At 47.3% G+C, this 13,099-nt stretch carries 13 protein-coding genes; 8 read left to right on the top strand and 5 right to left on the bottom strand.

Translation table 11 applies throughout. The features are described from left to right. Window positions 1-414 precede the first annotated feature (414 nt). Together ACYVAD_RS11240 and ACYVAD_RS11235 are read right to left on the bottom strand one after the other, a co-directional pair. Window positions 415-1,005: a hypothetical protein gene (locus ACYVAD_RS11240; protein ID WP_461139587.1), complete on the bottom strand. Its 591-nt coding sequence runs from the start codon at window positions 1,003-1,005 to the stop codon at window positions 415-417. A 239-nt stretch (window positions 1,006-1,244) separates the two neighbouring features. Continuing rightward, window positions 1,245-2,444, bottom strand: coding sequence for a hypothetical protein (locus ACYVAD_RS11235; protein WP_461139586.1), 1,200 nt, complete (start codon window positions 2,442-2,444; stop codon window positions 1,245-1,247). A 249-nt stretch (window positions 2,445-2,693) separates the two neighbouring features. Between ACYVAD_RS11235 and ACYVAD_RS11230 the strand changes: the two genes are divergently transcribed. The 6 genes from ACYVAD_RS11230 to ACYVAD_RS11205 all read left to right on the top strand — a co-directional run bounded on the left by ACYVAD_RS11230 (window position 2,694) and on the right by ACYVAD_RS11205 (window position 9,087). Continuing rightward, window positions 2,694-3,164: a hypothetical protein gene (locus tag ACYVAD_RS11230; RefSeq protein WP_461139585.1), complete on the top strand. Its 471-nt coding sequence runs from the start codon at window positions 2,694-2,696 to the stop codon at window positions 3,162-3,164. 4 nt (window positions 3,165-3,168) lie between these two features. Next, window positions 3,169-3,585, top strand: coding sequence for a hypothetical protein (locus ACYVAD_RS11225; protein ID WP_461139584.1), 417 nt, complete (start codon window positions 3,169-3,171; stop codon window positions 3,583-3,585). Window positions 3,586-3,671: 86 nt separating this feature from the next. Beyond that, a complete protein-coding gene (locus ACYVAD_RS11220) occupies window positions 3,672-6,194 on the top strand; it encodes a DnaB-like helicase C-terminal domain-containing protein (RefSeq protein WP_461139583.1) in 2,523 nt (840 codons plus the stop codon). A 22-nt stretch (window positions 6,195-6,216) separates the two neighbouring features. Beyond that, window positions 6,217-7,734 (top strand): hypothetical protein, encoded by a 1,518-nt coding sequence (locus ACYVAD_RS11215; protein ID WP_461139582.1) that lies wholly within the window; start codon window positions 6,217-6,219, stop codon window positions 7,732-7,734. A gap of 473 nt (window positions 7,735-8,207) precedes the next feature. Next, a complete protein-coding gene (ccsA, locus tag ACYVAD_RS11210) occupies window positions 8,208-8,933 on the top strand; it encodes a cytochrome c biogenesis protein CcsA (RefSeq protein ID WP_461139581.1) in 726 nt (241 codons plus the stop codon). A gap of 7 nt (window positions 8,934-8,940) precedes the next feature. After that, window positions 8,941-9,087 (top strand): CcmD family protein, encoded by a 147-nt coding sequence (locus ACYVAD_RS11205; protein WP_461139580.1) that lies wholly within the window; start codon window positions 8,941-8,943, stop codon window positions 9,085-9,087. Between the two features lie 97 nt (window positions 9,088-9,184). Here ACYVAD_RS11205 and ACYVAD_RS11200 read toward each other — a convergent pair whose 3' ends face one another. Beyond that, window positions 9,185-9,559, bottom strand: coding sequence for a leucine-rich repeat domain-containing protein (locus ACYVAD_RS11200; RefSeq protein ID WP_461139607.1), 375 nt, complete (start codon window positions 9,557-9,559; stop codon window positions 9,185-9,187). 60 nt (window positions 9,560-9,619) lie between these two features. Between ACYVAD_RS11200 and ACYVAD_RS11195 the strand changes: the two genes are divergently transcribed. Further along, complete coding sequence (locus tag ACYVAD_RS11195; protein ID WP_461139579.1) at window positions 9,620-10,549, top strand: zeta toxin family protein; 930 nt, start codon at window positions 9,620-9,622, stop codon at window positions 10,547-10,549. 3 nt (window positions 10,550-10,552) lie between these two features. Then, a complete protein-coding gene (locus ACYVAD_RS11190; RefSeq protein WP_461139578.1) occupies window positions 10,553-10,819 on the top strand; it encodes a hypothetical protein in 267 nt (88 codons plus the stop codon). Between the two features lie 114 nt (window positions 10,820-10,933). Here the strand turns inward: ACYVAD_RS11190 and ACYVAD_RS11185 are convergent, their stop codons facing one another. Next, window positions 10,934-11,074, bottom strand: a complete 141-nt coding sequence (locus tag ACYVAD_RS11185) for a hypothetical protein (protein ID WP_461139577.1) — start codon at window positions 11,072-11,074, stop codon at window positions 10,934-10,936. Between the two features lie 1,064 nt (window positions 11,075-12,138). Then, a partial coding sequence (locus ACYVAD_RS11180) for a hypothetical protein (RefSeq protein ID WP_461139576.1) occupies window positions 12,139-13,099 on the bottom strand: 961 nt, incomplete at its 5' end.

Raw genomic sequence — 13,099 nt, 5'->3', positions numbered from 1 at the left:
CTTTTCCTGTTAGCCGAAGATACTCATCGAATACTGAAAAATGGCGATAATGATTTACTTATAAAATTTTTCTAGGCCACTTATCCGCACATAAAAAAATCAAAAATCATCCTAATGGTAGACTAAATTTTTAACAATAGATGAACAAGCTCGATTAAAAGCTAATATAAAAAAGTGGATGGGGTAATGCAAAGTAAGAATGTGTTGGGAAATTATAGTTGGGAATGAGGTCAAATGCGCTGGAGCATCAGTTGAATGTTAGCTAAATACAACTAACTCACCGAAGAAGACAGCGTATACTCATAGTATTTAACAATGCGACACAGATAATTACTCCACGCAATGGTCCGCTCGACTACCCAGCGTTTGGCAACCGGAACAAACCCTTGAACTGATTCGGGACGGGAGGCTTTCTCAAACCGGGTCGCCAGAGCGATCAATCGACCAGCCAGCTAATGCTTTGGCAAACACACCATTATACGACTGATCACCATATACTTTTTCTAAGCGTTCTCCGGCTCGCCAAAGCATCTGGCTAATCAGTGAAACAGCTGCTGGATCTTCAGCTCGATCAGCAGCATGAACGGCTGATATCCAGAGCCGGCCTTGCGTATCAACAACAAGCTTTTGCTTCCACCCGTTAACTCGCTTATGCGCATCGACACCCCGGTACTCACAGATCATAGGGCTCAATTTAACGCTTTGTGTATCAATACATAGCGCGGAAGGATAAGCTTCTTTTTTGACTCGTTTACGGTCCAGTTGATTAAGGGCAACATTGATTCGCTCGAAAGTGCCATCCTGCTTCCACTGATCAAAATAGTACGGGGCCACCCGCGCGGAAAACGGCCTGCCAATTGGGCCACTCGCCGGGTAAAATACGCTACTGGGAACCAGTCTGTAAGAACCATAGAATAACGTTGACGATCTGACGAGGGTTGTGTTTACGCTTTCGTTTGAGCCGGGTGGCCGGTGCCATTGAAAAAAGGCGAAATTACGGCCCATTGAGGGTTGGTCAGTGGCTTCCACTGTTTGGTCATAACTCTCTAGTTTGGCGACCACAAAGTTGGCACGAATCTCAAGTTCTATCAATTCCCAAACACGTTCTTGATCTCAGAAAACGCTCTTATATGATACGAGAGCGGCTTCACCCGTTATTTTGTACACAAGTAAATGAGCATATGCATGTGTACAAGATAACCGAAGTGCAACGGTCGCTCCTGGTATGTAACCCCTAGGCTGTTTCACTCGAGATTGGCTAATTGCACTTGGGTGGCCGATTGCTCCACTGACAACGGTGGATCCGCTAACAACCGTTTTAGATTTGCGTACTCCTCCCGATCCAATAAGTCAATTGCCCCATTAGTAGCTGAATGGATGCGATCCCGGCATTTGCTGATTCGTGATAGTAACGGTTGAATGATAGTGTTACTATGGTTGACAAAATCATACAAATCTTTCTCACATGAAGGAATCTTGTAGCCTTTTGCACTGCTAGCGATCAAAACGCCAGCGTCCCTGAGGGGGGCAATGACCCGCGTTTGAAAATAGTGTAGACTGGGTAAGCGGCCACGGCGGTCTTCAATGTGACTGATCAACTCCCGGCTGGAAATGTAACGCGTAGGATTGACGTGGCGGAAGTGAAACAGTAGATATTGAAGGCAGGTCACCTGATCAATTTCCTGCGGAGAGCGACTCGCTAACTTACGGTGCATAAAATCGTGCGCCAAACCCACGCACAGCTCCGCTAAACCAGCGTTGTAATTGGCCTGATCGGCCTGCCCCTGGGCCACCACCGGCGCGAAGACATCCGGCCAATGTTTTAGGGTAAGCAGCTTGGGACGTAGCAGCTCAACGAACACCCCGCGGTCGGCCGCCAAAACCGTCTCATCGTAACAGCGGGCTAGGCTACCGGCGATGAACTCCGCCACCCGACGCAGCCAGCTCGATGGACGGTTGACAAAGTGAAAGCTCGCCTGATCGAACAGGGTAGGTACGTGTCGATTGTGGATGTACTCTACAAAGCCCGGTATAAAGCGCGCCTCACCGAGTAGGGGCGCGACCAGGTCCAGATTGGGGTAGGTACGGTGGAGTACCCGATCAGCCAGGCCATGCAGGAATTTATAGAACGAGCCTTTATGGTAAAAGCCTTCCCCCCGTAATGAACGTTTGTCCACCACAAGCGCAACAATCTGGAAGGGAACAGTAAGTAGCTGCTTCAACATATCGATGCGCTGTTTATCATCACTGCCACTGGCAATCGATTTGGCGGATACCGGCTGAACCAACTGCTGACCCATGGCTTCCAGTTGCGTGTCGGCAGTTGCCAGCTGGTCTTGGCGTAGGATAACCGCAACAACGATGAAATGAGTTGAAACTTCGGACTTCGTAAAGTCCAGGTCATTGTTTCCCCATTCGTTTAGGAAGGCAATATAGTCGTTCATGAAACAGTAACTGATCCAGTCAACAAGGTACGAATAGTCATCGGACCCGGTAATACCGATTGGCCGTACGGGGCCAGGATTAATCCGGATTAATCGAGATTAACCTGAATTAATCCTAGTTAATTGGCGGGTCAATGAGCGTAAAGTAGGGGGTATGAAAAATTAAAGGCAATTAACTCGGATTAACTCGGATTAACTCGGATTAACTAGGATTAAGGGCGGTTAAGGAGGAGGCAAAAAAATAATGTCTTGCGGATTGATTTAGTTTGTGGCTGTACCAAATTCATCAATAAGACCATGAACGATACGCTCAAAAAAGGCCGTACTCTACAGCTCGACGGCTTAGCGGCGGCCCCCGTCAAAGTCACCATTGGTTTTAAATGTGACGGCCGGGCAAAAATCCGGTTAGCCCAGGAGGCCCACCAGGCTGAGATGACCTTGAGCGAATACGTCGAACACGTCGTGTCCCTGCGGCACGAGCAACCGCCGGCCGTTGCACCCGTGGTCGATCAGAGCCCGCAGCTACTGGACCAGTTGCGGCAAGCCCGTCAGCAATTGGCCGTCTACGAGCAAAATGAGACCTTACAACGGGCGTTAGCCACCAGCAAGGGCCAGACAATCCAGTGGAAAGATGCCACCGGTCAATTGCGTAGCCTGTTGGTCAATCAGGTTTCTGATGTGTTTACCATTCTCGTGAGTTCCGTTGACATCAGCCAATAAGCCCATGTTTAAACAAATTGCGTATCCCTTTTCGGCGGCCTTAGCCGCCTCACCTTCCCTTCCTGTTTCCGCGCAAGCGTTACCGATCAGTGCGTCGCCTACCCGGTCCCGTGCTTTTCCCTGGCTGTGGGTATTGTTGTTGACGGGTGTGGGCCTACTCGTGTGGTGGTTGATTAGGCAAGGGCCAACGGGCCGGGCCAGCCTGTGGGCTGACCTAACGGGTCGGACGCCAACCCTGGTCGTCTCATCCCAGTCGGTACCGGACCAGCCTGCCCCCGTTGCGGCCGCTATCCAGCAGGCGCACGCCCACCCGGGAAGCAATCACCGGGTGGTTTCCAGCGAAGCGGGTACCCCTACCATCGGTGTGCCAGCATCAGTCCCTTTATCCGGCCACGCTGTTGCCTTGGCGGACCAAGCATAGTTCACCCCGTCGCTAATCAAGGTGATGCTCGCTTACGTAGGCTAGCGCGTATCCGTTATCCCACGACTTACTTATCTGACTTTTTTATGAACGCAACCACTGAGACGATCCATAGCGAAATTTACCCCGAGTTGTTTAAGGTGCTCCCCGAAGCGCTACCCGAGTTTGCCTTTGTCCGATTTGATAAAGGCTACCGATCGACCAATACCCGTAAACTGAGCGGGGAAGACGGTGAAAGTGCGGGTAAAGTTTACGTCTACGCGCATTCGCCTGGCTACATCAAAGATTACCGCAGTCGGTCCATCTCGCTCTGGGACTACATCCAACAGCGGGAGGGACTGACCCAGGCCAGGGATGTGGTGCGTAAATTAGCCGAGTTGGCTGGTATGGTCTTACCCGAGCAGGAACTCTCGCCCGAAGCCCTGGCTAGGGCACAGCGGGCGCAACGCATCGGAGATGCCTGGGAAGTCGTCAATGAGTTTTGTATGGCGTGCCTAAGCGCTAAGGAAAACAAATTTGCCAATACACCACGAGCCGAAAGCGTGCGGAAGTATTTAACCCAGCCCCTGGAGGCGGGTGGGCGCGGCTATACGCCCGACTTAATTAAACTCGCCACGCAGACCCTCGACCGGGATGCGCCCAAAATGGAATTGGGTTACCTGCCACTCGTGGCGGAAGTTAAATACCAGTTGCAGGATGCTCAGTTTACCCCCGATGAGATTAGCGCCGTCATCACCAGCATCACGGAGCTAGGCCCCCGCGTCGGGCGGGAAAATAGCCTGACGTATCCCTACCGGGATCATACGGGTCGAATCAAAGGCATGGTATTTCGGACGATTGAGAAAACCAACGAGTCGAAATACCTCAACTCCAGTTTTGACAAAGGGTCAATTCTGTTTAACCTGCGCGCCCTGAGCAGGGACCGGGATCTGGTTATCGTGGAAGCGCCCCTGGATGCCATGCACGCCATGGCGTTGGGCATCAATAACATTACGGCGCTGGGCGGGGCCGCGTTGACTAAGAAGCACGTGGATTTGGCCATTCGGTACGGTGCCACCCAGCTCACCCTCATGCTCGACAATGATAGCCGCGACGGCGTTGATGGACCGGGGGCCAAGGGGACAGCCCGCGCGCTGGACCTGTTGCAGCAGGACTACCCTACCGTGCGGGTGTATGTCGGCCGCTACCCGGCTGGCATCAAAGACCTGGACGAACTGTTGGTTAAACAAGGGGTGGCTGGTTTTATGCAACTGAAAGCTACCGCGCTGCCGGCCTGGGCTTATCGGCTGGATAGAATCGTTGCTCGTTTTTTGGCCGCTCCCACTGACGCGCCGGAACCCACTTTCAAACAGACCGACGCAATCCTGGCCGAGATTGTAACCACCGCAGCCGACTTGTCACCCATCGACCGGGATCTGTTCATTAATAACTTTCAAGTGATTGCCGCTGAACAACGCTTCCCGGTCACTACCCAAAGTATCACCCAGACTGTGACGGCCATTCGGCAGGCCGCCCTCAAACGCCAGCAGCAAACCCGCTTGCAGGCACTGTTAACGGAGGCCCGGGGGGCCAATGAGGCGGGGGATACCAACCGCGCGTTGGCTCTGCTTCACACCCGCAGCCGGGACATTCAGCGCCACGACAAAGCCGATACTTTTGCCCAACTCAGCGCGATTCGAACCGAACAGCAGCTTAAGGATACGCTCCGCAACCGGCCCGAACCACTCCACACCGGGTACGTTCTGGCTGATGATCCCTTACTGATTCCGGCGGCGGCCATCAGCATTGTGGCGGGTGCTACCTCCCACGGAAAATCCATTCTGCTGGCTAATCTAGTACTCAACCTGGCGGGGCGCTACCCCGATAAAACGTTTCACCTCTTCAGCTATGAGGTGGACGAAGAACGGTATCTGATTAACCTACTCAATCCCTACATTGGGGACGATAATCTGGCTTACAACAACCGGGAGTCGATCGAACATTATTACCGGGGTCAAACCAAGGTGCATCGAAAAAGCGGCACCTACGACATTTTCTCCACGCAGAAGGCAATCCTGTTCGACCAAAAGCGGGCGCAGTTCTTTGCCGAGCTCATCGATACGGGGCGCATCAAGGTTCATTACGTCACCTACGATTCTGACGCACTGATTGAGGCGATCCGCTATCTTCATCAGACCGAGCCACTGGGTGCCATCCTGATTGATTACATTCAACTCATTTACGCCCCACCCACTAAAGGGCGAACGCCTTCCCGACAGGAGGAAATTAAACAGATGTGTATCGACTTTAAAGACCTGGCCATCGAAACGGGTTTGCCCCTAGTGTTCGGGGCGCAGTTCAACCGGGAGGTCAACAACTTAGCCCAAATGCACGCCAGCAAACTAGGCGAAGCGGGTGATCTGGAACGTATTGCGGACCTGATCCTGGGCATCTGGAACAACGACCGGAAAAGCAACGGTACGCCCAGTAAAGCCGAGCAATCGATTATTGATGAACGCGCCGGGCAGCCAAACACCTGGTACGTGGAGATTCTTAAACGGCGGGGCGGGCGCGTCGAAGTATGGGATAGTTGGGATTACGCCAAGAATGCCGCCAAAGTGAGTTCCTAACCGGCTTAAACCCCTACAGCCCATGAAGAATCCAATCTCCAAAAAAACAGATACTCTCTTTATTACCGAAGTCCCGTTGGAAAGTACTTTGACGATCAACCATATCCAGCTAACTCCTGACGAGAATACTACCCTGGATACCAATCCTGCGCGGGAGTGTACTAACCTATTTTTTTTCGTTCTGCTTCAGTTTCTGGCGAAGCCAGACCTGTCGGACTCGTTCCGCCGTGATATTCAGAAAGCGCTTCCCTTTTTGCAACTCGTTATTCAACAAATCGAGGGTGAATTAGCCGCTGATGACACCATAAAAAGCTGCACGTTCGGTTTACACAACGTAGACCGGTTGCGCCGTGACGGTACGAGTCAAGCCAAAGGAAGATTCGCCCTTACTGACGAAACGCTGTTAGCTACGGTGGCTAAAGCGGTTACTGTTCTGTTGCAAGCTAAAGGCGTACTGGCCGCCCTGCGCAGAACCTTACTCACGATCCGGGGCGACTTGCCGATCGAGATTAACGAACCAACAACGATTCCTCGGTTATTTAGTAACAGTAAGGACCTCAAACCCAATGAATGGGCCATGCCGAAGTTTTTGGCCGACAACCTCAGCCGATTGATCAAAGATATCACTTTAGGTCGGGCTATCAGTCAGTACGAGGCCGTCTCCAACCGCACCCGTAACCATAAGCCGTCGTTTAAGGTACTCAATCGGAATACAGAAACGGAGTTCCTGTACAATCCCGAGCAGGTAGCCATCAACACCGCCGAAGAATTCGCCAATCAGCTCCTCAAACTCAAAGACGCGAAAGTACTACAGGTGTTTTTCGCGCTCTGGAAGTGGGCCAGTCGGCACGATAGGGCCACTTTTAAGGATGTCCCTTTGAGTGAATTAATGGCGCTCTGCTTGAAGACCACTAAAGAAAATAAGTTTAATACCAAGGATCGTCGGGAGTTTAGCGATATTCTTGAGTACCTGGCCAGTATGACCATTACCGAATCAATTCTTGGTGAACGGGTTAACAAACGGACCGGGAAGAGCAAGCCTGAATTACGGGAGGAAAAGGGGGTACGCGTATTTCACATGGAAGCCACTTATTCCATCAAGAAAGAGTTTCGCGCCCTGCCCAAAACGGACTTAGATCAGGGGGTTCACTTCGACAAAACAGTAATCACGCGCTTCAGTGGGACGTTACTACCCAATAAATCGCATCTGTTTAATCAGCGGGCCAGTATCTTTTTTGATAATCTGCTACAACTAGACGCGAATAAAGATAGCAAAGCGATTGTGCTCGGCTTTCACCTGCAAACCCGCTTCAACCAATTAATGGATAAATCGCAACCCATCGAGCTGGATCGGGATTTTCTGATTCACCTCTGCGATTACCAGAAAACGAATCAAGCCAAACCCAGCCAGGCAACCAAACAGCTAAGGAACAATCTTGACAAGCTCATCAATGTAGGCATCATTTCAGGCTATAGTGGGCTTACCAATACGGATACGGACCGGGTCAAACTTGTGCCCCCCAAACTCATGCTCGTTTAGTAAGGTATGGGTCCAGCACTTCCGAAGTATGGGTTCAGCACTTCCAGAGTATGGGTCCAGCGCTTCCAGAGTATGGGTTCAGCGCTTCCAGAGTATGGGTCCAGCACTTCCGTAACTAATGAACAATGTACTCATTGTCAATAGATTGCAAGCCTATTTCCTACTCTTAAACTTATTAATCTGATTAAACAGATTAATCAAATTAACTAAGTTAGTGTCGTCGGGTTCGCTTAGGCGTCCCCAACACCAACTTAGTCAGGAAAACAGCGGAAAGAGACAAGGGTTATTTGAGTTCATTGAATCCCTAAAGCCGTCGCTTTTTCGTACAGAACCAGACCAAAAAGAATAAAGTCTCTCTATTTCAGCTTTATTTGGAACACCTAGTCTGTTAAAAACAATTGTGGACACCAATTCCCCTTTATTGACCTGACAGACCTATCTTTGACCACTGCACCATACTGACCCTCAGACGCATGCGTAAACACTGGTGGAAAGCCCTGACCGTCCTGATCCTGACCTATGTGTTTATGGCCGGCCTGCTTAGCCCTGTCCCCCGGCTGCCTATCCTCCACGAGGCAATCCGCAATACGTTCTTCCATCCACCCCTGTGGATCGCCATGATGACCATGCTGCTGGCATCGGCCGTCTATTCAATTCGCTATCTGCGCAATACCAAAGCAGATGATGATTTGATCGCCGTTGAACTAGCCAACACGGCTCTTCTCTTCGGGGTCTTGGGTTGCGTCACCGGATCGGTCTGGGCGTATTTCGCCTGGGGGGACATGTGGCCTAATGACCCAAAAACCAACGGAGTGGCCGTGGGCATGCTTTTGTATCTGGCCTATTTTGTTTTGCGCGGCTCCTTCGATGATGAGATGCGTCGAGGTCGCATCTCAGCCGTTTATAACATCTTTGCCTTCGCGGCCTTTATTCCCCTTATCCTGATTCTACCCCGACTCACTGATTCGCTTCACCCCGGCAATGGGGGCAATCCGGGCTTCAACAAATACGACGCCGACAAGACTATCACCTGGATCATCCGACCGGCTTTTATTGGCTTCACCTTATTGGGATTCTGGATTACTCAGCTGCGGGTGCGGGTACGCCGTTTGGAGATGGCTTTGGACGAACGGGAAGAGCATAACAAACGGGCGGCAAACCAGGGGGTAGAATCAGTAAATGGTACTACTAAGTTATAAGCAATCGATGGAACAACTAACTGACTTATTACGGCAGGACGGCAAGCTCTGGGTTGTGGTGGCCGTGATCGCCGTTATCTTATCAGGCTGGCTCTATTATCTGCTTGGGATTGGTAAGCGGGTCGATAAGGTGAAGCATCGAATTAAAGGCTGATGGGAGTAGATAAAACTCGGAACGAATTTGTTCTGTATGAAGCCAAGGCGATTGAATTGCTCTCCATGCGTCAAATAGATGGTTTACTTTGTGAAGCCTATTTTGATACAACTTGTTTGTAAGCCCAATTCCCATCTTTAGCAATATACAGCCCCGCTTTTTTGCTCTGCTGAGCATAGATCGCTTCAAATCCATTGCCAAAAGCGTCGCCTCCTAGACTTACATTTCCACCGATAGCGATCTCGTCTAGCTTGTTGGCTTTAAACGCTTTTGTGCCAACGGAAATGACACTTTGGGGAATGCGCACACTGATTAGCTCATTATTGTAGAAAGAGACATTACCAATCGACCTAAGTTTATCCGGTAGGGCCAAACGGGTTAGATTACATTTATAAAAAGCCCTTTCTTCAACTACGGTCACACTGGAAGGAATAATAACCGATTCGATACCATTATCCGCAAACGATCGGATAAATTAGATAATTGACAAAAGCTTATCTTTATCGATCAAAAGGCTACTGCTCCACCACAAATGAAATCTGATTACTCCAGGTTATTAATAGAACCCGTCCTTGTCGCTCATTTTTTCAGCCGCCTTGGTTACGACTATAGTAAAGATTCCAAAATTATCCCCAAAGTTGCTCAGGCTCAAATGCTGCTTGATGGCTTCGACAAAACCTACCCTACTTTAAATTCCAAACGATATAGAAGTACGGAGTTTTCATCGGATAAAATTCGATGGGAACTCAGACGTAGAATCGTTGACGAATTATTCGGCTGGGAGCGAGAGGTAAAAGATGACAATATTTGTCTCGGTACAGGTGGGGCGCTACCACATAATCCAATTCTATACGATAAACAGGCGTTTTTGCTTATTGGATTACCCGCTTCTGGCAAGTCATCGATTGCCAATAAGATTGCGGATACACGCGGGGCCGTAATTCTTGATTCAGATTATGCAAAGCGAAAGCTTCCCGAGTTTGATACCTATGACTTTGGTGCCACATTGGTTCATGATGAATCCGATGCCTTGATTTTTGGTGATTATGAAGATGATCAACCTGCCGATGCCCCCTACTTACTTAAAAGTTGTGTGGCTGCCGGAGCGAATATTGTTATACCAAAAATAGGTCATAACTTAGAGAATATTATTCGTCAGGCCAGATCGTATCGAGACGAACTAGGGTACCAGGTACACCTAACACTAGTAAATTTAGATCGTCGTAAAGCAACCATCCGAGCGATTGAACGGTTTAAAGATTCTGGCCGTTATGTTCCATTAGGGCTAATTTTTGATGGATACTCTAATGAACCAATTTTAAATTACTACATATTGAAATGCAAACATGACAACTTGTTTGCGAGTATTGGCGAAATTTCAACGGATGTTCCAAGAGATCAACCACCTATTTGTTTTGAATGCATTAGGAATAATCCATCTAACATTTACGCTTCAGTTTAACCTATGGCACGATTAACCTCTTCAAAAAAGTCAGCAGGAAAGGGACGTAAACAACGAAAAACGTACTCTTTAGAAAAAATTATTGGGGCAAAGAGCCCTAAGAAAAATACATTAATTGGTTATTCCAATATTCGGAAGTTCATGGCTATTTCAGCCAGTTTGAAAAATTCTATATCCGTAACACAGTTGATGTATGAGGAGGAGACAAGAAGTACTCATCGACTTGAGAGGAGCGCAAAAAGATTAAGATCAGAATTGTCCATCGATTAATTTCTTTACAATTAGACGTGGCAATAGAATTAGACGTGGCAATAGCGGCAATGATTGCCTCTTCACTGTGCCCGATAACTCCAATTCGTCGTGCGTCAACCCCTTTATGGCCCTCTAAATATTAAAAGATGCTTGCGCATCGGAAGCCGATTCTGTAGTAGTAAACTCTTCAATTGGCTTACCTAATGAGCGACCTTTAGACTGATTATCATAGCGTAACACAGCAAATCCCTTTTTGACTAGTTCGGTCGTCATTAATTGAAAGGGTTTACGTCCATCTACTTCCCCATCTCGATTGCGAGAGCCACTACCCAAGACAATAAGTACCGCCGGATGAAGACCCGCTCCTGAAGGCACCGTGAGTATGCCAGCTAATACCTGATCACCGTTGGTAAACCTGACGCTTTATTGGGCACAACAAAGCCACGCTATCCATAGCAGGAAGACGATCATTCTAAACCGCATGTGTCATCAAATTCATGTTTGTTGTGGGAAAATAGAGCAAATCTATCAATCTCCCTAAACGCCCGTTCAGTGCGACACTTACCCAACTTCCACCGATTGCGTCAATCGTAGCTACGCGCGGTATCAAATTGCCATCTCACAAATCAATGCCTCTTTTTCAGGGATGCTGGTAAGTTTATGAGACTGGTCTGTCTTTCAAACGACAAATTATCTCTCTTTCCGCAGAACTTCTCGATTTTAAAAAATTTTTCCGGCTTCGCCGGAAAGGTTGCTGCTGTTGAAAAGAAAAGAGAGCTATGGAGATACTTGAGTTTGTTCAATGCTTAAGAGGACTACATCCGAACAAGCCATAATTGAGGACTTACGCGCGGGTAAGATCTTACGAGGTTATTTTCCTATTAGGGGTTCTTTGTGTAAACGGGCAGATTTATACGTTAAGCAACTACATATCTATGTAAAAGTCGATTATCAGCACTTTAGTACAGTATCTATTAATTAGGAAATCTTTTTGACGAAACTAATTACCCTTTTTAATTAAGCAGATTGGCCTATTTTACAGCCTTTTTTTAGATACCCTTTTTGATAGGGTACTGATTATCAGCAATCGATTAAACTGAACTATAAAACCCGTTGCTTAGCGTGTAAAAATGCCCCTTTGGAAGAAAAAGGCCTTGATCAACCAAGTGTTTTTCAAGTTAAATATCCACAGTTAAGTCACGACCCCTTTTTTAAGGAAATTATCCTCGTACGGTAATTCAAAATGAGGGAACCTCTTGAAAAGCTGCTTTGCCTCCTGGACTATATCCCGGCTTTTCAGGGTAATGTGATTAGCGGTGAAGAAATCATTCATCTTTTTATCTTTTAACTATAATCTCTCCAATTGACTTTTTCTCTACTTCTTCGATTTTGCCACCAACAACATGAATGTAACTTAAATCCAAATTATCAAAATTTAAATCATTAGCTGTAAATGGATGCTTGACTAACCAATGTTCCGCAACAGGCAAGTTTGAAGTAAATACACGTGTTATGAAAACGCCAGAAACTCTAGTGTATAATGGTTTAATAGAATTATGAAAAATACCGCCCTTGCCTACTGCAAACTCTTGATTTTTTCTGTTTAAATCGTTTCCAGAAAACGGCCTTCCGATACCAAATAAAGCATTATAAACATCTTCCGTAGATGTGTGCTTGATACTTAAAGAATTTATACAAATGATGTAAGGCTTATCAGGTATTCCGTAACGTGTTGCTTTTGTTTTGATAGCATCTTTCAATGATTCATCTGAACCACCCATAAAAGAACCTCCTAGATAGGAGATTATAGGGCGGGTTAGCTTTATATCTGTTGGATATAGCGATATTGAAACACTAATATCTTTATCTTCATAGGTTAGAAACCTGTCTAATTTATCTTGGTAATTATACCGTTTAGGCAAAGAATAGGTTACTGCATTTTCATCTATATTCTTTTGAAAGAAATATCTTATATTACCCAATTTTGGATGCTTTGTTGTAAGGAAATCAATGCTTTCAACATTAATACCATAACCAGGACAAACTATCTGATTAATAGCATCATAAATTATATTGTGTTTATTTTTAAGAGCTTTTTCGTCGTCTGATTCATCAAATGCAACTTTTGCTTCAAGATAAATTTCTATATCTCCTTTTTTAGCTAAAAAGTCAGGAGTTTTAGTAGAATCTGGTACTGTCGGATGCGTTGTAATCTCAAATCCTTGATTTAAAAACAATTCATGTATGAATAGCTCAAAAAAGGCTGAATCGAAATCAACCTTCTTAAAATTTTTTTTT

Source organism: Spirosoma pomorum (genome assembly GCF_054776615.1).
Note: the sequence above shows the minus strand (reverse complement) of the source record. Positions and strands in the feature narration are given on the sequence as shown.